This window comes from Paraburkholderia fungorum, from assembly GCF_900099835.1.
Lineage (GTDB): Bacteria > Pseudomonadota > Gammaproteobacteria > Burkholderiales > Burkholderiaceae > Paraburkholderia > Paraburkholderia fungorum_A.
In genome coordinates this window covers 256,698-283,140 of sequence record NZ_FNKP01000004.1, presented here as the reverse complement: position 1 = coordinate 283,140, position 26,443 = coordinate 256,698, and the positions used below count along the sequence as shown (strand labels likewise).

Annotated in this window: 28 protein-coding genes and 1 pseudogene; 23 read left to right on the top strand and 6 right to left on the bottom strand. The window is 57.9% G+C overall.

The genetic code is table 11. The features are described from left to right. Positions 1–20: 20 nt before the first annotated feature. Positions 21–1,700 carry a P-loop NTPase fold protein gene (locus BLS41_RS36935; RefSeq protein ID WP_074774343.1) on the top strand — a complete coding sequence of 560 codons (1,680 nt, stop codon included), beginning with the start codon at positions 21–23 and terminating at the stop codon, positions 1,698–1,700. A gap of 411 nt (positions 1,701–2,111) precedes the next feature. Here the strand turns inward: BLS41_RS36935 and BLS41_RS36930 are convergent, their stop codons facing one another. Next, a complete protein-coding gene (locus tag BLS41_RS36930; protein WP_074774339.1) occupies positions 2,112–2,747 on the bottom strand; it encodes a TetR/AcrR family transcriptional regulator in 636 nt (211 codons plus the stop codon). A gap of 159 nt (positions 2,748–2,906) precedes the next feature. On the opposite strand from BLS41_RS36930, the gene BLS41_RS36925 reads away from it, so the two are divergent. From BLS41_RS36925 to BLS41_RS36875, 11 genes and pseudogenes are all read left to right on the top strand, one after another. Beyond that, complete coding sequence (locus tag BLS41_RS36925; RefSeq protein WP_074774336.1) at positions 2,907–3,383, top strand: cupin domain-containing protein; 477 nt, start codon at positions 2,907–2,909, stop codon at positions 3,381–3,383. A 175-nt stretch (positions 3,384–3,558) separates the two neighbouring features. Beyond that, the gene (locus tag BLS41_RS36920) at positions 3,559–4,176 is read left to right on the top strand and encodes an NAD(P)-dependent oxidoreductase (protein ID WP_074774333.1); all 618 of its coding nucleotides are present in this window, start codon (positions 3,559–3,561) and stop codon (positions 4,174–4,176) included. 813 nt (positions 4,177–4,989) lie between these two features. Beyond that, a pseudogene (locus tag BLS41_RS36915) lies at positions 4,990–5,668 on the top strand (MgtC/SapB family protein). A gap of 13 nt (positions 5,669–5,681) precedes the next feature. Further along, complete coding sequence (locus tag BLS41_RS36910) at positions 5,682–5,960, top strand: hypothetical protein (protein ID WP_074774330.1); 279 nt, start codon at positions 5,682–5,684, stop codon at positions 5,958–5,960. Positions 5,961–6,255: 295 nt separating this feature from the next. Next, entirely contained in the window at positions 6,256–6,768 is a 513-nt protein-coding gene (locus tag BLS41_RS38810) for a hypothetical protein (RefSeq protein WP_143026501.1), read from the top strand. Positions 6,769–6,840: 72 nt separating this feature from the next. Next, positions 6,841–7,107 (top strand): hypothetical protein, encoded by a 267-nt coding sequence (locus tag BLS41_RS36900; protein ID WP_253189930.1) that lies wholly within the window; start codon positions 6,841–6,843, stop codon positions 7,105–7,107. Positions 7,108–7,210: 103 nt separating this feature from the next. Next, the gene (locus BLS41_RS39325) at positions 7,211–7,369 is read left to right on the top strand and encodes a hypothetical protein (protein ID WP_171910399.1); all 159 of its coding nucleotides are present in this window, start codon (positions 7,211–7,213) and stop codon (positions 7,367–7,369) included. Positions 7,370–7,466: 97 nt separating this feature from the next. Continuing rightward, positions 7,467–7,718, top strand: a complete 252-nt coding sequence (locus BLS41_RS36890) for a hypothetical protein (RefSeq protein ID WP_074774321.1) — start codon at positions 7,467–7,469, stop codon at positions 7,716–7,718. A 488-nt stretch (positions 7,719–8,206) separates the two neighbouring features. Beyond that, positions 8,207–8,584 (top strand): NUDIX hydrolase, encoded by a 378-nt coding sequence (locus BLS41_RS36885; RefSeq protein WP_074774318.1) that lies wholly within the window; start codon positions 8,207–8,209, stop codon positions 8,582–8,584. A gap of 186 nt (positions 8,585–8,770) precedes the next feature. Continuing rightward, entirely contained in the window at positions 8,771–9,397 is a 627-nt protein-coding gene (locus BLS41_RS36880) for a DUF47 domain-containing protein (RefSeq protein ID WP_074774315.1), read from the top strand. Then, positions 9,397–10,407 (top strand): inorganic phosphate transporter, encoded by a 1,011-nt coding sequence (locus BLS41_RS36875; RefSeq protein ID WP_074774312.1) that lies wholly within the window; start codon positions 9,397–9,399, stop codon positions 10,405–10,407. The genes BLS41_RS36880 and BLS41_RS36875 overlap by 1 nt, the downstream gene beginning before the upstream one ends. 24 nt (positions 10,408–10,431) lie before the next feature. On the opposite strand, the gene BLS41_RS38805 is transcribed toward BLS41_RS36875, so the two are convergent. Then, complete coding sequence (locus BLS41_RS38805) at positions 10,432–10,851, bottom strand: hypothetical protein (RefSeq protein WP_143026500.1); 420 nt, start codon at positions 10,849–10,851, stop codon at positions 10,432–10,434. Positions 10,852–11,213: 362 nt separating this feature from the next. Between BLS41_RS38805 and BLS41_RS36870 the strand changes: the two genes are divergently transcribed. After that, entirely contained in the window at positions 11,214–12,881 is a 1,668-nt protein-coding gene (locus BLS41_RS36870; RefSeq protein WP_074774309.1) for a Na/Pi cotransporter family protein, read from the top strand. 784 nt (positions 12,882–13,665) lie between these two features. Here BLS41_RS36870 and BLS41_RS36865 read toward each other — a convergent pair. Then, complete coding sequence (locus tag BLS41_RS36865; protein WP_074774306.1) at positions 13,666–14,610, bottom strand: LysR family transcriptional regulator; 945 nt, start codon at positions 14,608–14,610, stop codon at positions 13,666–13,668. A 210-nt stretch (positions 14,611–14,820) separates the two neighbouring features. Here BLS41_RS36865 and BLS41_RS36860 point away from each other — a divergent pair, with 210 nt between their 5' ends. From BLS41_RS36860 to BLS41_RS39875, 9 genes are all read left to right on the top strand, one after another. After that, on the top strand, positions 14,821–15,720 hold the full coding sequence (locus BLS41_RS36860) for a SphA family protein (RefSeq protein ID WP_074774303.1): 900 nt from the start codon (positions 14,821–14,823) through the stop codon (positions 15,718–15,720). 65 nt (positions 15,721–15,785) lie between these two features. Next, the gene (locus BLS41_RS36855) at positions 15,786–16,946 is read left to right on the top strand and encodes an alpha/beta hydrolase family protein (protein ID WP_074774300.1); all 1,161 of its coding nucleotides are present in this window, start codon (positions 15,786–15,788) and stop codon (positions 16,944–16,946) included. Between the two features lie 21 nt (positions 16,947–16,967). Then, positions 16,968–17,918, top strand: coding sequence for a VOC family protein (locus tag BLS41_RS36850; protein WP_074774297.1), 951 nt, complete (start codon positions 16,968–16,970; stop codon positions 17,916–17,918). Between the two features lie 46 nt (positions 17,919–17,964). After that, a complete protein-coding gene (locus BLS41_RS36845) occupies positions 17,965–18,327 on the top strand; it encodes a Rieske (2Fe-2S) protein (RefSeq protein WP_216350668.1) in 363 nt (120 codons plus the stop codon). Between the two features lie 40 nt (positions 18,328–18,367). After that, a complete protein-coding gene (locus tag BLS41_RS36840; protein WP_074774291.1) occupies positions 18,368–19,498 on the top strand; it encodes an FAD-dependent oxidoreductase in 1,131 nt (376 codons plus the stop codon). A gap of 11 nt (positions 19,499–19,509) precedes the next feature. Beyond that, positions 19,510–20,703 carry an MFS transporter gene (locus BLS41_RS36835; protein WP_216350662.1) on the top strand — a complete coding sequence of 398 codons (1,194 nt, stop codon included), beginning with the start codon at positions 19,510–19,512 and terminating at the stop codon, positions 20,701–20,703. Continuing rightward, positions 20,700–21,503 carry a cyclase family protein gene (locus tag BLS41_RS36830; RefSeq protein WP_074774281.1) on the top strand — a complete coding sequence of 268 codons (804 nt, stop codon included), beginning with the start codon at positions 20,700–20,702 and terminating at the stop codon, positions 21,501–21,503. The genes BLS41_RS36835 and BLS41_RS36830 overlap by 4 nt, the downstream gene beginning before the upstream one ends. After that, positions 21,500–22,531 carry a fumarylacetoacetate hydrolase family protein gene (locus BLS41_RS36825; RefSeq protein WP_074774278.1) on the top strand — a complete coding sequence of 344 codons (1,032 nt, stop codon included), beginning with the start codon at positions 21,500–21,502 and terminating at the stop codon, positions 22,529–22,531. Before BLS41_RS36830 ends, BLS41_RS36825 begins: the two co-directional genes overlap by 4 nt. 352 nt (positions 22,532–22,883) lie before the next feature. Then, complete coding sequence (locus BLS41_RS39875; RefSeq protein WP_253189929.1) at positions 22,884–23,255, top strand: uracil-DNA glycosylase family protein; 372 nt, start codon at positions 22,884–22,886, stop codon at positions 23,253–23,255. Positions 23,256–23,697: 442 nt separating this feature from the next. Here the strand turns inward: BLS41_RS39875 and BLS41_RS36815 are convergent, their stop codons facing one another. Next, complete coding sequence (locus tag BLS41_RS36815) at positions 23,698–24,630, bottom strand: LysR family transcriptional regulator (protein ID WP_074774275.1); 933 nt, start codon at positions 24,628–24,630, stop codon at positions 23,698–23,700. A gap of 132 nt (positions 24,631–24,762) precedes the next feature. Between BLS41_RS36815 and BLS41_RS36810 the strand changes: the two genes are divergently transcribed. Beyond that, positions 24,763–25,383 (top strand): LysE family translocator, encoded by a 621-nt coding sequence (locus BLS41_RS36810; protein WP_074774272.1) that lies wholly within the window; start codon positions 24,763–24,765, stop codon positions 25,381–25,383. A gap of 21 nt (positions 25,384–25,404) precedes the next feature. Here BLS41_RS36810 and BLS41_RS36805 read toward each other — a convergent pair whose 3' ends face one another. Together BLS41_RS36805 and BLS41_RS36800 are read right to left on the bottom strand one after the other, a co-directional pair. Further along, positions 25,405–25,731: an antibiotic biosynthesis monooxygenase family protein gene (locus BLS41_RS36805; RefSeq protein ID WP_074774269.1), complete on the bottom strand. Its 327-nt coding sequence runs from the start codon at positions 25,729–25,731 to the stop codon at positions 25,405–25,407. A 44-nt stretch (positions 25,732–25,775) separates the two neighbouring features. Continuing rightward, positions 25,776–26,414 (bottom strand): FMN-binding negative transcriptional regulator, encoded by a 639-nt coding sequence (locus BLS41_RS36800; protein ID WP_074774266.1) that lies wholly within the window; start codon positions 26,412–26,414, stop codon positions 25,776–25,778. Between the last annotated feature and the right edge of the window lie 29 nt (positions 26,415–26,443).

Here is a 26,443-nt window from a genome sequence, read left to right as displayed (position 1 = left end):
AGTTTCGGGGATCAGACGACATGAGCAAGGCCATCATCGAGCAGGTCATCACGGAGTTTATCGGGAACACGACACCGGGGGTGCTAGCTATTACCGGCCCCTGGGGCGTCGGCAAGACGTTCCTGCTCAGAGACATCATCGCCGGTTTCCGGAGCACGAAAGGCCTGCGCAAGTACGCCTATGCGTCGGCGTTTGGAGCTCAGTCGGTGGCGGAAATCCGGACCGCGCTACTGGCGAAGACGCGGAACTTGCCGTTCGAGGGCGATGCGACGCGAAAGTTGCGCGGCCGCATTGAAGCACAGGCAGAAAAGCGCAACTTTCGACTGGCGTTCAACGCCCTTAAGGAAATGATCCCGTGGGGTGGAAAGCACCTGGTGATCGCGCTCGAAGCGATCGCTGGATCGATGATAGGCGAAACCTTAATCGTCCTTGATGACTTGGAGAGATCCGGCGCGAGGCTGACGATCCAGGAACTGATGGGTCTTGCTTCCGACCTGAAGGAACAGGGGCTTTGTAAGGTGATCTTGGTCTTCAACGAAGAGCAACTTGATGCCGCCACCTCAGAAGCTTACGAGACGCTAGCGGAAAAGGTCGTTGACCAAAAACTGGAGTTTGTGCTTGACGTGCCGGAGGCGATCGACATCGGCCTAGCGAGTGACACCCCGATGAGGGAACTGCTTGTTGCACCTCTGACGGCGCTTCGAGTGAGCAATATCCGGGTCATCAAGAAGGTGGAGACTGCCGCCCGCATGCTCGATCAGGCCATTGGCGGGCGTTCCCAGCGCGTGCGCCAGCAGGCGGCGACCACCATTGCCGTACTTGCCTGTTCGCTTTATGAGCGCGGACGCGGCTTCCCGCCGCCGGATGAACTCGTCCGCTACAACTACATAACGCATCGTATGGGACGCGGTGATGGTGGCCGCCAGAACGCAGAACCGCAAGAATGGGTCGGCTGGCTCGACGCATGTCAGTATTCCTCGACCGATGATTTCGACAGGGCGCTGCTCGAAGCGATGACGCGAGGGTATGTGGCCGGCACCGACATCGACGCACAGGCTCGATCACTCGACGCCGTCGCGAACCGCGAGCAGCTAGAGAAGATCTTCTCAGACGCATGGGATCTCTTCCACCAGAGATTTGATGTGGACGCTGGGACAGTGACCGCCGCTCTCGCAGATGCTGTCAGGCAAAGTGCGATGGTCATCTCGCCCCTGAACTTGAACGCTACGGTCCGGCTCCTGAGAGAGCTTGGCTTCGGCGAGCGGGCCGATGAGGTACTGGAGATGTACATCGCGGCACGACGTAGTACGCCGGAGGTTTTCGATATCAACAAGGCCGCAATAATGGGTGATATCGACGATCCGCAGACCCGTGCGCGCTTTACACAAGAGTTCAAAGCAGCGCGCCCGGCCCTGAGTTTGGAAGCGGCTGCAGACTTGATCATCCAGAACACCGACTGGAACGATGGTATCCCCGATGCGTTCAGCCGGGCCACGACCGATCAGCTCATTGCGCTGGTGACGAGTCATCAGGGACCGGATCTACAGCACCTGGTCACAGGAGTTTTCAGGATGCCCGCGTCTCCTGAGGAACGCGAAAATGCCCGCCTGAAAATGGTCGAAGCGTTGCGGGTAGTTGGACAGCGATCCGTGATCGACCGGATGCGCGTCCAGAGACTCGGTGTGCAGATGGCAGATTGATTCCCGTTCGATCGCGAGTCCCTGTCCCGCTCCTAACGATACTTCGATTGCAACAGCGATTCTCACGGCCATTCGCACACGGAAATTCAAATAGGCGGCCGGAAGGACTGAGCCCCCTCGTTTGCGCTCGGCCGAACGTCCGCATAGCACTGTGCTGCCGCCTGATTGGCGTCGGTGAACGTCCGCAGGCCGGTGAGACGTCGACGGCGATTGACGGCGAGAGGCCGATGCACTCCGTAACGAGACGCTCTAGGTACCGACGGTCCAACGGCCGAATTGGGTCGCGTTATGCCCTTCGTATGACGCATACGCCAACAATTTTCGCCGCGCTCGGTCGTGGGACGCTGCCCGGCCAGTTTCGGCGGTTGGATCGCGGACCGAGGCGGGCGTTCGATCAGTTACTGCCTTCGGTTAAGAGATATTCATCTCGCGGAGAACATCATCGCGCGCTCTTTCTGCGCGGCGCCGTTGGTCACCGCCCGTCGGCCCGCGAAGTCCGAGCAACGCACAGAGCAACTCGGGGCCGACTATTCTCTCGACGAACAGCCCGCCAAGTCTCCGCCGCTCACGCTCGGTCAAGCCTGACGTTTGCGGAATCTCTGAGAGCATCCACGCCGTCCGGTCCTCCAACCGGCCTATGAAGCCAGCATAGGCCAACTCTGCGAGTTGCGGAAAGCGCGGCGCCTCCGCGACAACAACCCGCAAAAGGGCAATATTGTCGTCTTCGACGAGGACCTTTTGCATGTGAATTGCAGACTCAACGAGCGCCTGTGGTAGAGGCATTCTCAGAATGCCTTCAAGTTCGGCCCGCTCGGCTTCATCAACTGGTGCGCATGCGTTTGAAATCACTGCCGCGAACAGATCGTCCTTGTTTTCCGCATGTCGGTACAACGTCATGATCGAGACGTTCGCAGTTTTTGCAATGCTCTCCATGCTCGTACCGCCATATCCGGTGGCGAGGAACGACGCTTTGGCTGCTGCCAGGATGTCGCCCCGCTTGCGCGCCATCAATTTCGCCTTCGGATGGTCAGTCGACCACACTTTCATATTTGCCTCCCCAAACGATAACGAGTATTATCGCTCTCAATACGATATGATACCCTATCGTATCGTGATTGTTGTGAGTTGAACTCTTGGAGAGCCTAGGTTTGCGATCGAAACCGGGCGTCACGCCCCCTACCATCTTGATTACCAAACGAGATAGCAATGTTGAATGCAAGCTTGATTAGCGCGGATTCCGGCGAGTTGCTGATGATCGGTTCTACACAGATGCGTGTGCTTGAAGACGGCTCACACACCGAAAACCGAGTCGGCGCGGTGGCGTCGATTTTGCTCCCTGGCGTCTCAGGACCTCCGCAGCATCGCCACCTCATGCACGACGAAACTTTCCTGATTACTCGTGGTGTTCTGCGATTCACCCTCGGCGATCTCCAATGGAATGCCAACGTCGGCGACTACATCGTTGTTCCGGTCGGGGTGCCGCATACGTTTGTCAACGAGTCCGATGCGCCGGTCGAGTTCTTCAGCACCTGCACTCCGGCGTATTACATCAATTATTTCCGTGAAATGGCGGCATTGAGCGGCAAAGGCCGACCAAGCGACAAAGACAATCTTGCGGTGATGCTGCGATACGCGACCGTCCCCTTCCCGGAGAACGGAAAAACGCAGTCCGCTCAGCGGTGAACGCCACGCGGCCCAAGCGTCATTAGCCACGACGGTCGTCATCAAGAATGTCCGCAAGCGCGGAAGAATTGACTTCCCGATAGAAGCGCATCGTTTCAACGAAAGCCACGCCGTCGATCGACAGGCCCCCAACTCACGGCAGGCGAGGGTTACGACTTTGGAAACAAGGATAGCTATGAATGTTTTGCTGATTGGTGCCACAGGTGGCACAGGCGGGGAAATCCTAAGCCGCTTGCTTGCAGCAGGCCATACCGTAACGGCTGTGGTGCGACGGCCAGAAGCCATCGCGATCAAACATGAGAGTCTGGTTTTAATTACCGGCAGCGTGCTCGCCCCCGACCTGATGGCTCGCGCCATGCGGGGACAAACTGCCGTGATATCCGCTTTCGGGCCGCGCTCGCTGAAAAAAGACGATGCGCAAGAAGTTTTGATGCGCAATATCCTCGCTGCAATGGCCATGCATGGCGTCAAGCGATTGGTGAATCTTTCGGCATGGGGCGCGCAAGACTCGCACAAACATATCAACTTAATGCAGACGATTCTGCAAGGCACGCTTTTGCGAGACGTTTTTGCAGACAAAAAACGCGCCGAACGTCTGCTCTTTTCGTCTGATGTGGACTACGTGAATGCATGTCCCGGCCGTTTGCTCAACAAACCCGCTCGCGGTGGCGTCAAGGCGTCCACTGATGGTACGGGAATAAAGCAGAGCATGACTCGCGCGGATCTGGCGGAATGGATGGTCGGCCAACTAGCCAGCGACATCTGGCTGCGTCAGTCCCCAGTCGTTGGCTAGGCACGGCTTCTCATTGATTTGTATGCCTCACGGTCAATGGTCGCTCCGAGCAAATACTCATGAACATCTCGCTCACATCAGCGGCCGTTGTACCTTGCAAGCGGCCGTATGCGGCAGTTGACGTTGAGTGACCGCTTCGGGTCGGGCTGAGTCCGTCCACACTTCAAACTCATCGCCGGAAAGCGGTCAGTGGAATTCAACTGCCTGGAAGCGGCCACTTGGCAATGCGTCTTCCCGACCCACTCCGGTCAGATAACTTTCTCCGAACCGGTCAGTCAGCCACATTCAGGTTTTGCGATCTCGAGTGCCGAAAAGCGGCCGTTGGCGACCTCGCCCAATCGGCTAACAACTGACGTTCAACAGCGCGCAAGCTCATCGATCGAACGGCCGCTCTTTGCTCTAAACCAAGCATTCGATTTCCCGACTTGGTCACGATCGTCCCGACTCAAGCTTTACAAGACCAAAGTTCGAGGTTTCGGGCACAGCAAAGGCAATCGCGCAATAGTGCTCGCGCTTAGCTCAACGATAGTGAGGACCTCATTTTCGCCTCTCGGCTTCAGCGAAAGATCCAGGTATTCCGCTTTGAGCTGTCGTCGGCGAATGTGAAACGAAGCTATTTGGGCATCAGGCAGTCGATTCCTGATGACTAGCTGTTGCCTGACTACGGAAGTCCAATCCCAGGTTTGAATCCCTAGATGCCGATGACCGCCATCACCCATATGTGCGGCTCATCCGCATTAATGTCATAAAAATGTCACAATCCGTCTTTAGCTGCGAAGGTAGTGCTTTGCAGCGGCTCTTGGACTGGACTGAATGATTGGAAATCTGGAACTAGTATCCCGTTTGCTGATCGCGAGCGCTTCTCGGAAGTGTGATCGGCTTCGAGCGGGAGCGTCTAAGTTGGGCGGCCGGCTTGCGCACGCACATGCTCGTCTGTGTAGGCGCTGCATTGATGGTGCTGGTTTCGGCGTTCGGCTTTGCCGACGTACTCGGCCAGAAGAATGTGGTGCTCGATCCATCACGAGTAGCGGCACAGGTGGTGTCGGGCATCGGCTTTCTCGGAGCGGGTTCGATCCTGCTGCGCGGCGAGGTTGTGCGCGGTTTGACGACCGCGGCGAGCCTCTGGTCGGTAGCCGGAATTGGCCTCGCCGTGGGCGGCGGCATGTACACCGCAGCGATCGGTGCCACGGTCATCATCCTGATCATTCTGGCCGGCATCAAGCCGCTTGAGCGCCGCTTTATTTCCGTGCGACAACAGCGCACCATACAGCTGCTCGTTGAGCGCGGCAGTGTCACGCTTGATACTCTGCATCGCGCGCTCGGGTCGGGCAGCGTGCGGGTCAAACAATTCATCGTCCAGCAGGCAGAAGAAGACGCTGATCTCGATGAAGTATAGATCGCACTGTCGCGCGCGACGGCGGTCGAATTTTCGGCGATCTGTTCGCGACTTGAGGGCATGGTGGGCGTGCGCGAGTATCGGCGGGAAAAATGAGGGGAGATCAACCATGATGCGCACCTACGACTACGAAGGCTACACGCTCGAGGTATCTGTCGAATCCGATGCCGACACCCAGCGGCAGCGGTCTGCAGGCGTGCCGGTTCGGCCCGGCTACGTCGCCATCGTGCGGATCTTTCTGGCGGACCGCACACTTGCGGTCTTTTCTCCACTGCGTTTTGGAGAGAGTTCTGGACGGCCGTTCATGACCGAAGTCGATGCGTTGATGGGCGGCTATAGCGCCGCGCGCAAGATCGTCGACGACCTCTTTTGTCACGATCCGGGTTGAGCAAGACGAGAAGGCGGCAGCTTCCGAAAATCTGGAAAGGTGTGCTCGCAACTGTGACCGTGGTTGCCACACCGGCGTCCGTTGAATGGCGCGGAGCCCTCTCAACACAAATATATAAATCCCACATAGTGGGGAAATTCCTGATGCATACGGCATTATTAGCGCCAGCATGACAGCGATAGAATGATTACTCTAAATCGATGAAGGGGCCTAGGGGCCGTTCCGAGAGGGCGGCTTGTGTGTGCTGTGACTGCAACAGTCGGCCTGTCTCATCTAGAACCTGAGAGAAAAATCCATGAGCACTGTTGAACGGATACCAGATGCGATGACTCATGATGCAGGCGTGGAGCATGTCCAGACATGGACAGGTCAGCTGTTCTTCAGCTTCGGAAATCTGGCGCGCCTGAACCTCGAGACGTGCTGTTCTGCGCTCGCTAATGCTGCGCAACACTGTGAACGTCTGGCATTGGCACGCACTGCAGAGCAGGCGATTCGCGTTCATGCGCAGACATTGCCGCTGTTGAGTGCGCAGATCGCGGCGTACACGCAGGGCTGGTTCGACATTCTGTCGATGGCGACAACCTGCCGGCCTTTTCGTGGATGTGATGTCGTTGACGTTTCGCATTCGCGCGGCTTGCTCGACGACATGGCGTGGAGCGCAAAAGGCGTCGACATGATGTTGCGCGTGATAAGCCTCCCTACATTGACGCCGGATACAGCCACAATGTCTTCTGCTACATCGCCGGCCGGGTCCTCGACCGCTTATGCCTCCGGCAAGTGCGCACCACCTGCTGTCCCAAAGCGATGAAATAGCTTTACCGGACGGTCCTGTCCGCCAGGACATCCGACACATCCTCCTGAAAGTCCGGAAACTGGTTTATTGCGTCTGCCTTATTGCGCCGTCAGTGGCCGATTGCCCATCGTTTTCGCGATTCATTTCCTGGAGATCCGCATCATGTTGAGCCTTCACGAAGTGGCTACGCTGTTGTTGATCAAGGATGCGCCGGACAGGGTTGGTCTGGACAGTCCGGAACTGGGCGCCCTGAGCAAGCTGGAACTGGTCGACATGGGGCCGCCTGACGTCGTCATGCCGAAACCACGTGTTAGCGCCCGCGGACACGGGATGCTGCGAGCGCTCCGCTGCTGATACTGCACGTTCAATCGCAGTCGTTCTGTCATCTGCGCGCCCTACAGTCATATTCACTGCGCGAGGATGATGCCGGCAAATGATGTGGCGCAAGGAGGCGGACGTGGAGCAAACCTGGATAGGGATTGTCGTCGGCACGACCGTGCTGGTCATCGCCGCAACCGCAGTCACGGCGCACTACAGGCGGGAAAAGCGCCGCGCCGAACTTTTGCGAAATCTGGATCATCACGACTGGTGTCGCTGGACACGCTCGCAACGGTAACGTTTCCAACAAAATCAGAATAACTGGGCACGCTGATTCCATCGGGATCACACAGGATCGGCATGCCCGAAGTCACACAGAATAGCGAGGAGAGGGCATGAGTTTCACATTGCTGGAAAACGATCTGACGCATATCCGCTCCGTGCTGAATCATCTGGAGCGAAGGGCTCCGGAGAGGTCGTCGAATCAGCCTGGCCGGGAAATCGGTTTGTACTATTGGCGAGCAAGGATCGGGGCGATACTCGCGATGCCGATGCTGCCGGTATATTTGCGCAAGCAGGCGGAGGAACTGCTTGCGCGTCTGGAACGGGTCGACGGCAGGCAGCAACGTGTCTTGACGGGCTCGTGAGCCGATTGCTTCGGCTGGTTGTAGCGCCGGCAAATCTGCATACCCGGCGCGGACGTAGATACGCACTGTCCGGAAAGCATCCCACGCGACGAGTAGTCGCGCATCCGGGTTGGCACTTCGTCAAGTACCCGCCGGATTGCTGCGAATGTCGCGGCGCGATGCGCTTGGACTATGTTTCTACAGGCACTCCTCGATGAGTCTGTAGCCCAGAAGCGGCGCGCCAATCGTCACTTGGGCGACGGCCACCATCAATGTCGGCGCAGATAAGACATAGGCAATGGCTATAAGGCCTGAAGGCGAAAGGATTTAATCGCCTGAGCTGTTTTCATCGCATTTTCTTCCCGTCAGAATACGTCGCTAGCGGCCGCGATCTGCCGGACAGGGTGCTGGCTGCTATGGTGTGAGTTAGGTTGAACCGCTTGCGGGCCTTTCTAAGCGGCATCCGGGGCGGCCCAGTCAACAGGACATGGGGTACAGATCTACAGGTCATGAAAGACAGGGCAACGGTAGTGTGCTGGCGCCACGGCAGGATTCTTTTCGTGGAACGCGGACGGTCACGATGGTCGTTGCCCGGCGGCACAGTTCGTCGTAACGAATTGCCTGTGGAGGCTGCGCGTCGTGAGCTGAGCGAGGAAACGACACTGGAAGGGCATGAGCTGAACTACCTGTTCCAGTTCGGCGGTCTGAACAAGCGGCATCACGTGTTTGTTTCGATCCTTCCGGACGAAGCGCGCCCCGCGCCATGCAATGAGATACTTCGATGCCGTTGGTTCCGCCCGAGAAAAGTTGGCACGCTGGTCACCAGCGTGCCAACGCGCGAGATCGTCAGACTTCTGTTCGGGCAGGGCGACCACGCGGCGCGTTGAACCGAAATAGTTACGCGAAATTGGGCCAGAGGTTTCGAGCGTCCTTTGCAGGCGAGCTAGTCCAAATGTCCTTCGGGGCGCCATAGGCTTTGGCCGCAGTTTTTTAGCTGACTCCCGTCTATCGTTAGAATATGAACTTTTCATGACGGGGCGATCCGCGCTCCGTCGCTGACGGGTGATCCGCGTATGTTCGGTCGCTTCATGCCCCGAGAGGGCAACTTCTTCGAGATCTTCAATAGCCACGCCCGCTTCATCGTCGACGGCAGTCGCGCGCTCGAAAAACTGATCGAGGATCTCGGCGAGGCCGAGCGCCACCGCGGCACCATCAAGATTGCCGAGAAATCGGCGGACAAGCTCACGGACGACTGCAACGACCTGCTGCACAAGACCTTCATCACACCCATCGATCGCGACGACATCCAGAAGTTGATCAGCGGGATGGACGACATCATTGATGTGATCGAGGACGTGGCGAACACCATCACGCTGTACGAGGTGAGAGCGCTGCCGGAAGACGCGATCGAATTCGCGCGAATCAGCACGCAGACGGTACTTCAGGTTCAGCAGGCCGTGCAGATGCTCTCCGACATGAAACAGGCGAACGAGATCCGGCAGTGCTGCCGGGAGATCGATCAGCTCGAATCGGAAGCGGACCGGCTGCTTCGCACGGCGATCTCGCGACTGTTTCGCGAGGAGGAAAACGTGAAGACCCTGATCAAGCTCAAGAGCGTGTACGAACTGCTGGAAACAATCACGGACAAGTGCGAGATCGTTTCCAAGGTCGTCGAAGGCATTCTGCTGGAAAACGGCTGATGCAGTCCGTCCAGCTCGCGATCTGGTCGGTCGGCCTGCTGGTGGCGATCGCGCTCGTGTTCGACTTCCTGAATGGCTTTCACGATGCCGCCAATTCGATCGCCACGGTCGTTTCCACAGGCGTGCTCAAACCGCAACAGGCCGTCGCGTTTGCAGCGTCGTTCAACGTGATCGCGTATTTTGTCTTCCATCTGAAGGTCGCACAGACGGTCGGCAAGGGGACGATCGATCCGGATATCGTCGACCATTACGTGATTTTCGGCGCACTCGCAGGGGCGATCGGCTGGAACATCGTCACGTGGATCTACGGGATTCCGTCGAGTTCCTCGCATGCACTGATCGGCGGGCTCGTCGGTGCTGCGCTTGCGAAGTCCGGGTGGGGCGCACTGAACATGGACGGCCTCCTGAAGACGGTCGCGTTCATCTTCATTTCGCCACTGCTTGGCTTCGTGCTTGGATCGTTTTTTATGCTTGCGGTGTCGTGGCTCGAATTCCGTACGCCGCCAAGCAAGGTCGACCGGCGCTTCAGGCGATTGCAGCTGATTTCTGCCGGGCTGTACAGCCTGGGCCACGGTGGCAATGACGCCCAGAAAACCATCGGCATTATCTGGATGCTGCTGATCGCTTCGGGTTACGCATCGGCCACAGCCGACGCACCGCCGGTCTGGGTCATCGGCGGGTGTTACCTATCGATGGGACTGGGAACGCTCTTCGGAGGCTGGCGGATCGTCCGGACCATGGGGCAGAAAATCACCAAGCTCAAACCGGTCGGTGGGTTTTGCGCGGAATCAGGCGGTGCGCTGACTCTGTTCACTGCGTCATGGCTAGGCATTCCAGTGTCGACGACGCACACGATCACCGGTGCCATCGTGGGCGTCGGTGCCACACGCAAGTTGAGCGCGGTGCGCTGGGGCGTAGCTGGCAATATCGTATGGGCCTGGATACTGACGATCCCGGCCTCGGCAGTGATCGCGGCGGCCGGCTGGTGGCTCGCTCACCGCTTCCAGTAGTTTCTTGCGGACTGTTGCGGGCCTTCAGTTCTCAAATCTGTTTCGCCGTCGCGCTGCAGGCGGTGCATCGCTGAGGTCAACGTGCTCGCCGGGCGGACTGTCGGCACGTTGTTGTGATCGGGCGCTATCGCGTACGACAGAATCGCGTGAGATCGCCGCGGCGACCGGCAGCAAAATACGTTTCGTCCAGCGAGTCAGTTCGCGACGCGCATACCAAGGCCACCAGGCGATGTGATAGAACCACACGGCCGCCGAGCGATACCCTGAACGCCAGCGTACATCGGGTTCCACGCGGGGAAAACTGTCAAGTCCACGGTGGCCGATGGCCATCATGCCGATGGTCATCCACGACAGGGCAAATATCAGTCCGGGAGTGGACGTCAGGCAAAGGACGGCAAAAAATGCGAACGGCAGCCAGATGTCAAAAGCGCTTCGTCTTTGCACGTCTGCCCCTCCCTCAGTGACGTATTCGGATTTTTTCGACGAGGTCGTCGCTTCATGTTAGCGATTGCAGCGCGCGACTGGATGACGTTTTCGTGAACCAGCGCGTCCGAAACGCCCAGTCATCATTTCGTTTTCGAAGCGTGCACCGCGAAAAAGGAAGCTGGCAGCGGAGTACATCACGACAAAAACACCGTCCACTCAAGCAGTTCAAATCGCCACAATCACGCGGCAGACGTCGTATTCAGTGGTTAAATCAACACTTGAAACGTTGGCCGATTGTGTAACACTATTGTCACATTTCGTCGTCCGTGTGCGGACATTTCTCGAGACATCGTTGCGTCTGCTGTGGAAGCCGATCTGCCGTGCTGATTCTTCTTAACCTGCTATCAAGCGTTGCGCTCCTCGTCTGGGGCTCGCATATCGTTCGTACCGGAATTCTCCGGGTGCTGGGCGCCGATCTTAGAGCCATCCTCGGGCGAAGTACCGGCAGCACGTTGCGTGCGTTTCTTGCTGGTATCGGGGTGACGAGTCTCGTACAGAGCAGCAACGCGACCGCCGTGATCATTACATCGTTTGCCGCGCAGGGACTCGTCTCGCTTGCGGGTGGCCTCACGGTGATGTTAGGCGCGGACGTCGGCACGGCGTTGATGGCGCGTGTGCTGACGCTCGATCTCTCCTGGCTTTCGCCCCTGATGTTCCTGACCGGTGTTCCGCTCTTCCTGACGCGCAAGCAGACGCGGGTTGGGCAGGCGGGTCGCACGATCATCGGGCTCGGGTTGATCCTGCTGGCGTTGCACCTGATTGTCGAAGCAGCCCAACCAATGATGCAGGGAGCAGGCGTGCGCGTGATGTTCGGTGCGCTGACGGGCGACACGATACTCGACGCACTCGTGGGCGCCGCCTTTGCGATGCTGTCGTACTCGAGCCTGGCGGCCGTGCTACTGACGGCGACGCTCGCATCGTCCGGTGTGATCTCGCTGAAAGTCGGGCTCTGTCTCGTCGTCGGCGCCAACCTCGGCAGCGGCATGCTCGCGCTGATGGGCGCGCTGCCACAGAATGCGGCGGCGAGGCGACTGTTAGTCGGCAGCTTCGCGTTCAAGGTCGGCGGTGCACTGATCATCTTGCCATTGACCACGCTTCTCGCGCGATGGCTTCCCGCCGTGATTGCTAATCCCCGTGAGGCGGTTGTCGGATTTCACGTGATCTATAACACGGTGCGCTGCTGCGCATGCCTCACGCTCGTCAGGCGCATGGCGGACATCTGCAAACGCCTGTTTCCAGACAAACCCGTGCCCGGTGGTGAACTACGTCCGATGTACCTGGACCCGGCCGGACTCGTAACCCCTGGTCTCGCACTGGCCAATGCATCGCGCGAGGTGCTGCGCATCGGCGATATCGTGCGCGTGATGCTGGACAACGTGTCGGAACTTCTGCGGCGCAACGATCTCGCTGTGGCACGCGCCACGATGCGCATGGACGACGACGTCGACCAGCTTTACGGCGAAGTGAAGAGCTATCTGACACTGATCTCGCGCGAACAGCTAGACGAGGCCGAGAGTCGCCGGTGGACCGACATTATTTCGCTGACGATCAATCTCGAGCACGCTGGCGACATCATCGAACGTATCGTCAGCGACATCGAGGAGAAGAAGATCTCGCAGCGCCTCGCTTTCTCGGAGCAGGGGCTCGGCGAACTCGACGACCTGCACGCGCGGCTAGTCAGCAATCTTCGACTCGGGCTTTCGGTCTTCCTGAATAGCGATCTGCGTTGCGCAGAACAGCTGCTCGCAGAAAAGGAGCGTTTCCGGGATCTCGAGCGCGCCTATTCGCACAAGCACCTGGAGCGGCTGGCCGGCCAGAGCTCGCGCACGATCGAGACCAGCGCGTTGCACCTCGATCTGATCGGCAATATGAAAAGGTTGAACTCGCTGTTCTGTTCGACGGCGTACCCCGTGCTCGAAGCAGCCGGCGCTTTGCACGACACGCAGTTGCGCAAACGTTCGCTCGATTCGCTGCATATAAAGGAGTGAGCGCGAAGATCGCGATCTGAATCTGTTCAGCCACTTCGCGAAAACGGCACACGTTATGCACGATTCATTCTGTTTTTTTGCCGTCAGCCAACTGCTGAGCCATCATCTCTTCACGTTTGACAGTCGTTTAATTCGTGCGTGCTGTTTGAGCGTTGCCCCACGGGAGAGCAGGAGACCGTGACGTTGGGCAATTTCCTAAGGGAACCCAAAGCTCCAATGTCCGCTTTTTCCTTCGAAAGGGTCAATGGCATGTAGCCTTGTTGAAGGTATGCTTCGGGTCGCATTTTGCCAGTCGCCCGCATCTGCTTGCGCGCCCGTCGATGCGCAACGCATGAGTCGGTAGCCGGCCAACAGGCGACCTTCGCGGGGAGACGCAGTTGGACATTCAAGCGTCGGATGCGCCTTGGGAGCGGCCACTGAACTCGCAAGGGTCGAGAGCGCTTTTTTTATGTCACTCGCTTCATGCCACGGCTGACTGTCTGGCGGCGATTTCTCCCTGCGAACCGAGCTTTTCCAATGGATGTCGCCCCACTTCCAACCGCCGTTTTCGATCATCGGGCGTTGGATAGGGAACCAACTGATGAATATATCGGTGTCGCGATCGAATTCTCCGACGTGCTCGATACAGCATCTAGTGCGAACAGACGTACGCAGACGCCGCGCACCGTGGCGAAGTTAGTGCCTGAGGGTGAACCGCCGGGCGACGTTGGCCTCCGGCTAGGTCAAAGCGACGCTCACGATTTGGCTCGGAAGGCTCCTATGAGTGATGGGGGAAATATTTACCCTAACCCGAAATATTCTCCGGATGCTCGCTCGCGGTCGAGCGATCCATCGCGATTACCGACTCTTTGAGTATCTCCCGCAGCCAGCGAAGTCCCGCATCGGATGTCCGATGCGTATGCCATTGCACAGTTTGCTTCATAACAGGCATGGGAAGGGGGACATCTCGGATCACAATTGGCTCGCAACGCTGCGCCTGTCGCGCTAGCCGTCGATGCATGGTTGCGATGCGATGCGTGCCGACAACCATTTGTGCAGGTGACGCGAAGCTGAATGTCGTCACGTCGACGCGGCGCGTCACACCTAGCTGCTTGATAAAGCCGTCTTCTACCGCCGGCTGGCCTTGGGCTGGCAGGACGACAATGTGGCCGGCGCCCAAGTAATCCTCTCGCGTCAGAAGACCGCCAGCGAGCGGCGCTTCTTTCCAAAGCACGCAACAGAAATCTTCTTCGAGTAGCACCTCTGCTGGGTGAGCGGATGAGCAGTACTCCTTTGGAATGATCAACATATCGGCATCAGCGCGTTCAAGAGCGCGTTCCGGATGCGCCACCTGCGGCCGTAAATCAATGCGAATGCCGGGCGCTGCTTCATAGACGCGAGTCAGAACATACGGCATCAGCGTTGATACCGTGTAATCCGACACGAGCAAGCGGAAGACGCGCGTCGATTCCGCAGGCAGAAAAGCTGGTTGGGTTGAGATATTGGCTTCCACGCGCACGAGTACATCGCGGACCGGATCCGCCAGCCCTTCCCCACGGGCTGTTAACTCCATCTTTCGGCCGACCTGGATGAGCAGATCATCGCCGAAATAGTCCCTGAGTCGCGCAAGAGCGTTGCTCATAGCGGACTGACTCAAATTTACGCGTTCTGCTGCACGACTGATGCTGCGCTCACTCAGCAATGCGTCGAGTGCGACCAGCAAATTGAGATCGAGCTTGTTGAACCGCATTTGCATCGTCTCCTCGGCGGCCAAGTGTGGAGTGTAAAACTGCCCACATAGTTACCGCCTTTATTAGGGTTAACGCTCACCTCATTCATCGCATCCATACCTTGGATGGATCGAATCCATTTTTCAAATATATACGCGCATCTTAATCTAGCGTTACCCAATACAAAACTACAACCGAGCGATTCCAAAGATTGCTCGTCAGGAGACAAAATGTCAGTCAAAAGGAAACTCATCATTGTCGGCTGTGCAATCACCTTGGCCGCGATTGCACAGCGGGCTAGCGCTTTCGAAGGTGGTGTGTCGCCGTACCCGGCTAGCGCCACGGGCGACAACATTGCATCGATGCCACCGTTCCCCGGTCTCTTTGCGCTGCAGCAGTTCAACTACAGCTTTTCGAACGGTTTGTACGGCAATGATGGTGACAAATTGCCCGTGCCATTTCATTCGTCGGTGGCCACGTCGGTCACGCGTCTGTTGGCCTCATATCCGCTGGAACTGATGGGCGTGCGTTTCTACTCGCAACTTGTGATTCCAGTCGTATCGCTACATACGACCGTAGCCGGCCAGAGCTCGACGCAGAACGGTCTCTCTAACATCACTGTCTCGCCGGTAATCATGCTGTGGCGTCCGAGCAGGGATGTTGCGGTAGCGACTGGCCTTGATCTGGCCTTCGCAACCGGCTCGTACAGCGCGACTAAACCCAGTGTCGCTGTAGGCTATTTGTCGCTGCAGCCGGTTTTCGCGGTGCGTTACAGCCGACCAGACGGCATCGATATTGGCCTCTCCAATCGCTTCCTGATCAATCAGCGTAATGGTGAAACTGGCTACACGTCTGGCGATGCCTACCTTGGTGAAGTCGAGGCCGGCTGGCATTTCGGGCATTGGAAAGTTGGTGTGGTGGGGTCCTACCTCAACCAATACAGCAACGACATTGTGAACGGCGCAACAGTCGCATCCGGAAACCGCACGCGGAGTGTCGGCTTTGGGCCGTCGATCGTCTACGACGCGGGCCCGATCAAAATTAACCTCAACTATCAGCAGGGTCTGTACGCCGCAAATACATCGAAGAGCAACAACGTCTGGCTCAACATCGCGTTTCCGTTGATGTGACGTAGTTACTCGCGAAAGCTGCGCGCCGACGCCTATACCTCTCTTGCAATGGACCACTGAATATCATGTTCCGCTACTTTCCAACCAACTATGTCTGGAACCTGTCGGTCGACCTCGCCATCGAAATGGGCGCGCGCATCGGCGAGATCGAGACCATGTGCGCACCGCTTCACGAAGCGGCGAAGCAGCCGGACGCCGAAGGAACACGCGCGTTCCGCGAAGCATGGGTTCATATGGCCGACAGGCTTTGCGAACTCGCGGAGGAAGATGAAGCATGCGGTCGCCTTCTTTCAGCGGGAGAAAAGTACAAGCGCGCCAGCGTCTATCTGATTACCTGCGAGCGCATGCTTGCACATGACTCGCCGGGACGCGTCGAACTCTACAAGCGCCTCCTGGACACTTTCGAAAAAGGCACAAGACTCGCTGGCGATAACTGCGAGCGCGTCGAAGTCCCATATGGTGACGGCCACCTTTCAGGATTGCTGGTGCGTGCGAAAGGAGCGGCGGAACGCGCGCCACTGCTCGTACAGGTCAACGGACTTGATTCAACGAAAGAGATGAAGTATTTCGTTGGCTTACCGTCCTGGCTTGCCGAACGGGGGGTCTCGTCGCTAGTGATTGATCAACCCGGAACTGGCGAAGCGCTCCGTTTGCACGACATGCACGCCGTCTACGACAGCGAACGCTGGGCCAGCAGCATCGTCGATTGGCTTGAAACCCGCACCGACGTGGACCCGAAACGTATTGGGATGGAAGGCGTTTCGCTTGGTGGCTATTACTGCCCGCGCGCAGTGGCCTTCGAACCGCGTTTTGCGTGCGGCGTAGTCTGGGGCGCAAATCACGACTGGCGGGATGTGCAGAAAAAGCGGCTGCAACGAGAAGGCGACTTTCCGGTGCCGCACTATTGGAAACATGTGTGCTGGGTATGGGGGGCGAAAGACATTGACGATTTCATGCAGATTGCGGAGAACGTCCATCTCGACGGCGTGCTCGATCGCATTCGGGTGCCGTTCCTCGTCACGCACGGCGAGAAGGACACTCAGATTCCTCTCGCGTGGGCACAACGCACGTATGACCAGCTCGTCAATAGCCCGAAGCGCGAATTGAAGATTTTCACCGAGCGCGAAGGTGGAGCTCAACACGCGAGTTTCGACAACTCGATTAACGCGGGCCACTACATTGCTGACTGGGTAGCAGAAGTGCTCGGCGGCCGAACTCACCTGTAATCACACTTGAGTCATATTTCCATGAATATCATTGGACCCGACTGTCTCGTATTCGGCGTCGATGACGTCGCCGCTTGCCGAAAGTACCTCGTCGACTATGGCTTATTGCCGGTCAGTACCGTTGGCAACGAAAACGACGTGGGCCGTTTTGAGGCGCTGGATGGCACCTCGATCGAAATTCGTCACGTCGACGACCTAAGCCTTCCGCCTTCGCTCGGCACGGCAAGCATGTTACGGAAGACCATCTACGGCGTCGCGGATGAAGCAACGCTGGAGCAGGTTGCGCACGAACTGCGCAAGGACCGGGAAGTCCGCAAGCTTGCGGACGGATCGCTGGAGAGCACGGACGATATGGGCTTCACGCTCGGCTTCCAGGTAAGCACCCGTCGCCCGCTCACGTTACCTGCTGAGTCTATCAATGCACCCGGAGCGCCAGCGCAGCGCGCCCCTAACGTTGTTGCATCCAACGACAACGCACTATTAACGCCGCGCACGCTATCTCACGTGGTCTATTTCGTGCCCGACGCCGCGCGCGCTGAAGCGTTTTACGTTGAACGCCTCGGCTTTCGCTGCACCGACCGTTTTACTGGCGTTGGCCCGTTCCTGCGTCCCGCCGGTACGCTTGACCACCACACTCTTTTCCTGATTCAGACGCCGCCGTTCATGAAAGGTTGCGAGCACTTCACTTTCCACATGGGCGGTCCGAGTGAAGTCGTGCAAGCCGGTACGCGCTTCGTCGAAAAAGGCTATCAGTCGTTCTGGGGACCAGGCCGGCATCGGTTCGGATCGAACTGGTTTTGGTACTTCAACAGCCCACTCGGCTGTCACGTCGAATATGACGCAGACATGGATCTGCACAACGACGATTGGCTGGCTCGCGCGGCCCCGATGGGTGCCGATGCCTCGCAATTGTTCCTGCTCGAACATCGAGAGAAGTGGGCGCCGGGCGGTCCGCCGCCCGCAGCCCGATGATGCCTCGGCGGTGACGCTAACTTCCATCTGAAATGTAAAGACAGTGATCTTCCTGACGCATCTCGACGCGCTGTCCGAACCTGGCGCACGTGGTTTCGACCCTCACGGCGCGGGGCACGACACGATATTTGTCGTGCGGCGCGCGGGTGCCGTCTATGGATGGCGCGACGCGTGTCCGCATTATGGTGACACGCCGATGGCCTGGCGTAAGGACGCGTATCTCAATGCGCGAGGCACGCGGGTCGTTTGTCATGCGCACGGCGCCCAGTTCGAGATGGATTCTGGCGCGTGCGTACTGGGGCCTTGCCTTGGCCAGACGTTAACGCCGGTTCGAATCCGCGTTAGCCAAAACGGCGAGATCTTTCTGCTCGAACCGGAAGACGACCACAACAAATCGAGCGCCGCCTAGATACGGCGCGATCGAAACAGCAATACAAGGAGACACCAAGATGAATATGCCCCTGAAACGCGTCCTGATCATAGGCGGCGGATTTTCAGGCATGGCTGCGGCCATCGAATGCGCGAAGCGTGGTCTGGAAGTCGACCTGGTGGAGATCGATGCGGGCTGGCGCTCGTATGGCGCTGGCATCAGCATTGGCGGTCCCACCCTTCGCGCATTGCGCACAGTCGGCGTGATCGAAGCATTCCTTAAGCGCGGCCATGCGAGTGACGGCGTCAACCTGTTCGCGCCCACCGGTGCGCCATTTGGGTCCATCCCGACTCCACGCGTTGCTGGCGAAGACGTTCCAGGCGGCGGTGCGATCATGCGGCCCGCACTCGCGGAAATTCTTGCACAGGCAACGAGAGCGGCTGGTGTGAACGTGAAGCTTGGCTGCAGCTTCGCAAAGCTGGAGCCGCACAACGATCATGTCTCGGTTACGCTGACGGACGGGACGCAGGCACGCTACGATCTCGTCGTCGGTGCTGATGGCCTCTACTCAACAGTGCGTGCAGCGATCTTCCCTGAGGCGCCTGATCTTCGCTATACGGGCCAGGGAGTGTGGCGCGCGGTACTACCTCGCCCCGCTGAAATTAACTGCGCATCAATGTGGCTTGGTCACAAGGTCAAGGCCGGCCTGAATCCGGTGTCTGCGGAAGAGATGTATCTCTTCGTGACTGTGGACAGCCCGGAAAGGATTTATGTCGACCCAACGACGGCGCAGGAACTCTTGCGTGACCTGCTTGCGCCTTTCAGCGCGCCTGTCCTGCAGGCAGCCCGCGAGCAGATCGGCCCGCATTCTTCCGTTATCTATCGTCCGCTCGAGAGTATGTTGATGCCGCGAGCATGGTCCCGCGGTCGCATTGTGTTAATAGGCGACGCGGTTCATGCCACGACGCCGCATATGGCATCAGGCGCTGGTATCGGTATTGAGGATGGGATCGTCCTTGCCGAAGAACTGACGAGTGCTACGACGGTAGAGGCGGCATTGATAGCGTTCGAGGAACGACGTTGGGAGCGTTGCCGTCTGGTCGTCGAGAATTCGGGGAGACTGGGTGAGATAGAGATCACCAATGGCGACCGCGCCGAACACACCCGCATCATGCACGAGACGCACCAATATCTCGCACGCGCCATCTGAAGGGGACACGAATGGAACCCAATGTCGTTGTTTCTCATGCGGCGCAACCGGCGGACACAGGGGCGAGCCGAGGCTTTACCAAGGGATCCGTCGTCGCCCTAATGATTGCGCACTGCGCCGGAATGGTCGACCTCGTCGCGTTGCCGGTTTGGGTCGCTACGCTGATCGGCGCCTACCGCCTCGATGCTCAGCGTGCGGGCGCGTTGCCGACGCTATTCCTCGCGGGAGTGGTGGCGAGCAGCATAATATGCTCGCCGCTTCTCGCACGTCTACGAGGCAGAGGCGCAGTGCCAATCGGGTTCGCGACAGCGGCCATCGCTTTTTTCTACGCCGGGACGGTCCAAAGCTATGCACTGATGGCCCTCTTGCATTTGGTTGCAGGTCTCGCCGTCGGTTGTAGTCTCAGCATCACGCACGGAACCATTGGACACAGTGCAAATCCGCACCGACTGTTCGCGTTCGCAGGCTTGTCGCTTGGCGGCTTTTCGATCGTATTCCTTGGCCTCACACCAGTGTTAATTTCGACGCGCGGCGGCATTGCGTTCTTCGGAGCTGTCGCTGCATCAATGGCGCTAGCCGCGTTGGTCTGCGCAATCGTCTTCCCTGCAGCACAACCGCAAACGATATCGACGCGCACAATGTCGCCACTCGCATGGCCTGTGTGGTTCTGCATCGCAGGTGTGAGTTGCATGGCGATGACGCAGGCAATGCTGGCCAGCTTCATAGCTCGCATCGGCACCGAGGATGGCTTTAGTGTAGCTGCCGTGACCTCTGTGCTGATCGCGCTTGGCCTCGTCAATCTCTTGCCGGCCCCGCTCGCGGCGGTCTTGCAGCGGCGGGTAGACGCCCGGCTCGTGGTGCTAATTGGGCCATTCGTGCAAGCGGTACTGGCGCTCGTAATCTCGCAAAGCCGCGCCTTCGTCTTCTATGCGGTCGCGACCGCTGCGTTCCCCGCTGTAATGATTTTCTGCCATACATTCGCCTTCGGTCTGCTGGCCAGGTTAGACAATTCAGGGCGCGCGACAGCCGCGACGCCCGCGATGCTGATGACCGGTGCCGCTATTGGGCCACTGCTGGGTGGAACACTCGTACGCTTTTATGGCCATGGCAGCCTTGGTTTCGCCGCAATTGGTGTCGGCGCAGTCGCATTCTTGTGCTTCTTCCAGATTCCTCGACAAATCGCACCCAAAAGTCCCACACCATGAAACCAGTCCGCCAATTCATCGATATTTCGATTTATCTCGAAAACGACGTCCTCTCCGATCCGCCTCCGCTCGCGCCCAAGATCACCTACCAGAAGCACGCGGATACGTTGCCCGAATTCATGGCGATGCTGCCAGGCACGCGGCCCGAAGACTATCCGGATGGCGAGGCCGCCGCTGCTGAATGGGTCACGCTAACGACGCATAGCGGCACACACCTTGACGCACCCTGGCATTTCCATTCGACAATGGACGCCCGTCTTGGCGAATCAAAACCTTCAATTACCATTGACGAAGTACCGCTCGAGTGGTGCTTCCAGCCAGGCGTAAAGCTGGATTTTCGTCGCTTCCCCGATGGATACGTGGTAACGGCTGCCGACGTGGAGGCTGAACTCATCCGGATCGGCCATAATCTTCAGCCACTTGACATCGTGGTCGTCAACACGCGCGCTGGATCGCGCTATGGTCATAGTGATTATGTGAATGCTGGTTGCGGCATGGGGCACGAGGCCACACTCTATCTGCTTGACCGGGGTGTACGTCTGACCGGCACCGACGCCTGGAGCTGGGATGCGCCGTTTTCGTACACGGCAAAGCGTGTCGCGGAAAGCGGCGACACGTCTTTGATCTGGGAAGGCCATAAGGCTGGGCGTGAGATAGGCTACTGTCACCTCGAGAAGTTGCACAACCTGGAAGCGCTGCCGCCACACGGCTTCACGATCAGTTGTTTTCCACACAAGATTCGAAAGGCGTCGGCAGGATGGACGCGTGCGGTCGCGATCATCGAACAGGAGGCGCCTTGAAATTCGCAACACTTGCCACTGGCAGCCCGGATGGTCTTTTGTTGATTGTTTCGAGAGACTTGTCACGAGCTGTGCACGCATGCGACATCGTGCCGACGCTCGTGAGCGCGCTGGAGCGCTGGAGCGAAGTAGCTCTCCGGCTACAAGAGCGCTATAACGCGTTGAATGAAGGTCTAGCTCTTGATTCGTTCGAATTTGATCCTTCTGCTTGCGCCGCACCGTTACCACGGAGCCCGCAATGGTGCGATGCGTCAGCCTTCCTCAATCATGGTCGATTGATGGAACGTGCATTCAACACTGATCCAATTCCCGATTTTGAAACCATACCGGTCATGTACCAAGGCGCAAGCGATGACTTCCTTGGGCCGACCGCGCTGGTGCCGTTGCCTGACGAGGCGGACGGTATTGATTTCGAAGGTGAATTTGGTGTCGTGACCGATTGCGTTCCGCCCGGGACCAGTGCGATCGATGCTCTTGACCACATTCGGTTGGTCGTCCAACTCAACGATTGGAGCTTGCGCGCGCTGGGTCCTCGAGAGATGAAAAGTGGATTCGGTTTCCTTCAGGCAAAGCCGTCGACCAGCTTTGCGCCGATCGCGATCACGCCAGACGAATTGGGCTTGAACTGGCGCGACGGGAGAGTACATTTGCGGTTGCACGTTGAGTGGAACCGAGCATGGTTCGGCCATCCACATGGCCGTGAGATGAACTTCAGCTTTGGCGCGCTCATTGCTCATGCAGCGCGCACCCGCCGCCTCACTCCGGGCACGATCATCGGCTCCGGGACGGTGTCGAATATCGATCGCAGCGCGGGCTCAGCTTGTATCGCAGAGCGGAGAGTCATTGAGATGCTGGACTATGGGCAACCAAAAACAGATTTCATGAGATTCGGCGACCACGTGAGAATAGTTGCCCGTGACTCCGAGGGAAATGCACCATTTGGCGAAATCTCTCAACGCGTTGTATCGCAGGCAGCGCTCGGCAACAACAATTCTTGCGAAGGCTCGCAAGAGCAATCTATCAAATGAAATTTTCGGACCGCTGACGGCGTGCCAGAAACAAGATTGCTCGGGAGCACAAAGGCTTGCACCTGGAAGGAAGCCGTTACTCTATAACACCTTGCTTGAGCTACTCTGAGCAGCGTCTCGGAGCAATTCACTCGAGACTACGGACGACTGCTTTTGCTCACACCGTGGGACCGTTCTGGGTCGAACTGAGCCCGTCGCCCGGCAGCCTGACGCAGACCGATGATCTGTTCATCACAGGACGGGGTTCGGCCACAAGCAGCCGGTCGACTTTGGCGCACAGATCGCCGACAATCGCGACGGCATCGACCCTTCGCAGGACTAATGCGCTGTTTCCGCACCATTTGAGTCAACCATGACGCTCGATGACGCTCCGCGCACGCTGCACTCGCCCGAGGCGATCGCGCTCCGCCGCGCGATGCTAACAGAGACCCACGTCGCACCGCTCGCGGCGTACGTCGAGGGGCTGCGCTTGATGCACTCCGACTGGGAGTTTCAAGACTTCGATCCGCTCGACGGCGGCACCGAGGCGGACATGCTGTTTCTCCTAGAAAAGCCGGGTCCCATGACATCACCCACGGGCAAGCGAGTGGGTTCTGGCTTCATTAGCAGGAACAACAACGATCAGACGGCTGAGAACATCTTCAACTTCATGCGTACGGCCGGAATCGAACGAAAAACGCACAATCCTGTGGAACGTCATGCCCGGCTGGAACGCGACGATTAGGTACAACGCAGAGGAGGTCCGTCGCGGGGGCGATGAAATTCGCCACCTGCTCCCGTTGCTACCACGGCTGCGCACCGTCGTGCTAGTCGGCGGACCGGCGCGGCGTGCCTTACGCCTGCTGCAGGCGTTGCGGCCCGATCTGCTTATCCACACGTCCGTGCACCCTAGTGGGCAGTGTTATCGCTTCAACCCGGCTCAGTGGACCGCCATTGCCAGACGCTGGGAGATCGCGGGGCAGGCATAAAGGCCCCAACTACGATCGCGGAGGTGCCGACGGCGGCTTACGGTCGGACCGTGTGCGGCCAGTAGCAGACCTTCGACGAGTGCCCTATGCGCGCACTCGAACGTCGCCTACTGTTTCCGGCGCGGTCACTCGAACATTGTCGTGGTCAAGTTCCCGCTGCATACACGTCGATTGTGCCAGCGCACATCGGCCAACACTTCAATCACGGGCAGAGCTGGCCAGCTCATGCAGCCAGTCTCGTACTGCAGTTCGTGCCGGACTCGAGACGAACGGTCTTCTGGAAACTAAAAAGTACGTTGATCCATCTTCGACGAATCCCATAGGTGCAGCGAGCTGCCCACTCTTAATTTCGTCGCGTACAAGCAGCCATGGCCCTATGGCGACGCCGAGACCAGCACTGGCTGCCTGAAGACTGAAGTAGAAATGCTCGAAGGTTTCTTCGCTTGTGTTTTGGAGGCTAGTACGCGTGATCGAGGACCAAGTGTCCCATGCAGACTCGCGAGTTCTGGTGTGCAGAATTGGCGCCGCGGCCTTGGTGTATGGCAAGCCATGGCGCTTTCCAAAATATCGATTAACGAGATCACTTCGGCAGACGGGACCAACCCGCTCTTCGAATAACTTGACAGCCTCGATCCCCGTGCCCCATTCGACGTCATTACGGCGGATCGCCATGTCAACCCCAGACCCCAACGCCGGTCCAGAAGCGGCCACCAGGTGCACGTTAATTTGCGGTCGAAAGTTTTGTAGAGAAGGCAGATTCGGAATCAGCCAGCGCATCATCAATGTCGGCTCGCAAGCCAAGGTTAGGGTTGTGTCGTCTGAAGCTTCTCGCAACTCTTCGCAGGCGTTCGCCACAAGTTCGAATCCAAGCGACACAGCCTCTGCAAGCTTACGGCCGGCCGCGGTCGCGAATACGCGCCGGTTTCGACGCTCAAACAATGGAACGCCTAACTCCTCTTCGAGCAGACGAACAGCGCGACTTACTGCGCCATGAGTCAGGTGAAGCGACTCCGCAGCACGCGTAAAGCTCTCCTCTCGAACAGCGGCTTCCATGCACCGCAACGCGTGAAGAGACGGAAGCTTCCGTTTTGACTTGCGTGAGTCTGCCTCACCGATTCCGTGAGAATTCATCGTTTTTCCTTATAGCCGTCCATCGATATTCTGGCGCTATTGCTTCACATGCGGCGCAGTTCAAAGCGATCGATCGCAGTTGGCGTATATCTCGCTACGGCCACCCAAAAACCCGGTTGAATAAGGACAAAGATGACCACTCACGCAATGCTCGCAGTTCTGGTTTCTGCATTTCTAATCTGCTCGACTCCTGGCCCGAACATGCTTCACGTGCTTACCCGCTGTGTCCAGTTTGGCTTCCGGCGCAGCTTACCCGCGATGGGAGGATGTCTTCTCGGCCTTGTCCTTGTCCTCGCACTGTCGGCAGCGGGGCTTGGAGCATTGATGCGCGCCTCGGGGCTTTGCTTCCATGTTGTGCAATATGCCGGCGTCGCTTATCTGGTTTATCTGGGAATACGGCAATGGCTGGCGACAGACGAAATTTCACCAGCCGCTAAATCGACCAAGGCGGAATCGTCACTGCAAATGTTCGGTAAAGCATGTTCCATTGGCCTGACGAACCCCAAGTTGCTGATCTTCGGCACGGCCTTCATGCCGCAGTTCGTTGACAGCCTGTCAAATCCCTATCCTCAGTACGCAATCGTGATAGCTTGTTTCGTGGCGTGCGAGACGTTCTGGTATTGCGTATATGGTACGGGTAGCCGCCACGTCCGCCGATTGCTTGCCCGTCCAGCGCTCCGTAAAGCATTCAATCGTCTGGCCGGAACGCTATTTATCGCATTCGGCGGACTTCTGCTTCTCGACAAATGTTGAACATGGCGACTGGTGAAGGTTTCAAACAGCGGATATCGAATAGGGCGAAGGTAATTTTCCATCGCCGTATTCACACAATACTTCGGCTATCACCACGCGGTAGCCGTCAAGCCAACGAGCCTGTTTCGCCTTCGCTGTCTGATGTACTGGGTCATTGATCAATTTGTCCAACGCCTCTAGAGACTCCCAGTAATAGACGTTCTGGATCAGACCGCCGTCCTGGCTCTCCCACGTCTCCTCGCCAAGATATCCAGCAATCGAACGTGCGAGCTTTGCGATGTCCTGATCGAGTCGATGAAATTCATCGTCATACTCGCCAGCGCGAAAGATGAAGGTGGAAGAGTACATGTACGGTTTCCAATAAAAACATCTGCTCTAATCTGCGACCCCGGTCACTCATCCTTCTTTGCGGCACACGCGAGCATTGCGTCGCCAATTTGATGGTTGCCGCGGGCATTGAGCATTTCCGCTGGACCTTTGATATCGCGAACATCTTTGTGCTGACCCAGCTTGCGCTTGCCAGCAAGTTTCGTGATCTCGATCTCTAGACCAACAATGTGCTGAAGCTGTTCGTCCAGATAGTCGGCTGGAGCATCTCCCATCTTCCATGGTTTCGATTCATGGGCTTCGTGCGTACGTGTCAAACGTGCCACGACACCCCTCACGAATTTCAGGTCATCGCGGATACGAATTCTACCGTGCGCATGTACGACGACATAGTTCCAGGTGGGCACCTGTTGATGATGCTCATGCTTGCTCGGATACCAGTTCGGAGAGATGTAGCCGTCACCAGCGTGAAATATAACCATCACTTCGTCGCCGTCCTCCACGTCCTGCCAGACCGGATTGGCGCGTGCAACGTGCGCTTGCAGCGTCCCAATCCCGTCCTCGGAGGCGCAAAGCTCGAACGGCACATGGTTCGCGTCCAGTCCCCCGCTACCGTGCGTCACCAGAGTGCCAAAGGCGCGCTGCGTAATGAGCGCGTGCATTGCTTTTACATCGGATTCTTCGAACTGGGCGGGCACGTACATTGTGGCTATCTCATCAAGTGGATCTTGGG

Coding starts and splice junctions, on each gene's coding strand:
- BLS41_RS36935 (WP_074774343.1), top strand. CDS start 21: ATGAGCAAGGCCATCATCGAGCAGGTCATCACGGAGTTTATCGGGAAC.
- BLS41_RS36930 (WP_074774339.1), bottom strand. CDS start 2,747: ATGAAAGTGTGGTCGACTGACCATCCGAAGGCGAAATTGATGGCGCGC.
- BLS41_RS36925 (WP_074774336.1), top strand. CDS start 2,907: ATGTTGAATGCAAGCTTGATTAGCGCGGATTCCGGCGAGTTGCTGATG.
- BLS41_RS36920 (WP_074774333.1), top strand. CDS start 3,559: ATGAATGTTTTGCTGATTGGTGCCACAGGTGGCACAGGCGGGGAAATC.
- BLS41_RS36910 (WP_074774330.1), top strand. CDS start 5,682: ATGATGCGCACCTACGACTACGAAGGCTACACGCTCGAGGTATCTGTC.
- BLS41_RS38810 (WP_143026501.1), top strand. CDS start 6,256: ATGAGCACTGTTGAACGGATACCAGATGCGATGACTCATGATGCAGGC.
- BLS41_RS36890 (WP_074774321.1), top strand. CDS start 7,467: ATGAGTTTCACATTGCTGGAAAACGATCTGACGCATATCCGCTCCGTG.
- BLS41_RS36885 (WP_074774318.1), top strand. CDS start 8,207: ATGAAAGACAGGGCAACGGTAGTGTGCTGGCGCCACGGCAGGATTCTT.
- BLS41_RS36880 (WP_074774315.1), top strand. CDS start 8,771: ATGTTCGGTCGCTTCATGCCCCGAGAGGGCAACTTCTTCGAGATCTTC.
- BLS41_RS36875 (WP_074774312.1), top strand. CDS start 9,397: ATGCAGTCCGTCCAGCTCGCGATCTGGTCGGTCGGCCTGCTGGTGGCG.
- BLS41_RS36865 (WP_074774306.1), bottom strand. CDS start 14,610: ATGCGGTTCAACAAGCTCGATCTCAATTTGCTGGTCGCACTCGACGCA.
- BLS41_RS36860 (WP_074774303.1), top strand. CDS start 14,821: ATGTCAGTCAAAAGGAAACTCATCATTGTCGGCTGTGCAATCACCTTG.
- BLS41_RS36855 (WP_074774300.1), top strand. CDS start 15,786: ATGTTCCGCTACTTTCCAACCAACTATGTCTGGAACCTGTCGGTCGAC.
- BLS41_RS36850 (WP_074774297.1), top strand. CDS start 16,968: ATGAATATCATTGGACCCGACTGTCTCGTATTCGGCGTCGATGACGTC.
- BLS41_RS36840 (WP_074774291.1), top strand. CDS start 18,368: ATGAATATGCCCCTGAAACGCGTCCTGATCATAGGCGGCGGATTTTCA.
- BLS41_RS36835 (WP_216350662.1), top strand. CDS start 19,510: ATGGAACCCAATGTCGTTGTTTCTCATGCGGCGCAACCGGCGGACACA.
- BLS41_RS36830 (WP_074774281.1), top strand. CDS start 20,700: ATGAAACCAGTCCGCCAATTCATCGATATTTCGATTTATCTCGAAAAC.
- BLS41_RS39875 (WP_253189929.1), top strand. CDS start 22,884: ATGACGCTCGATGACGCTCCGCGCACGCTGCACTCGCCCGAGGCGATC.
- BLS41_RS36815 (WP_074774275.1), bottom strand. CDS start 24,630: ATGAATTCTCACGGAATCGGTGAGGCAGACTCACGCAAGTCAAAACGG.
- BLS41_RS36810 (WP_074774272.1), top strand. CDS start 24,763: ATGACCACTCACGCAATGCTCGCAGTTCTGGTTTCTGCATTTCTAATC.
- BLS41_RS36805 (WP_074774269.1), bottom strand. CDS start 25,731: ATGTACTCTTCCACCTTCATCTTTCGCGCTGGCGAGTATGACGATGAA.
- BLS41_RS36800 (WP_074774266.1), bottom strand. CDS start 26,414: ATGTACGTGCCCGCCCAGTTCGAAGAATCCGATGTAAAAGCAATGCAC.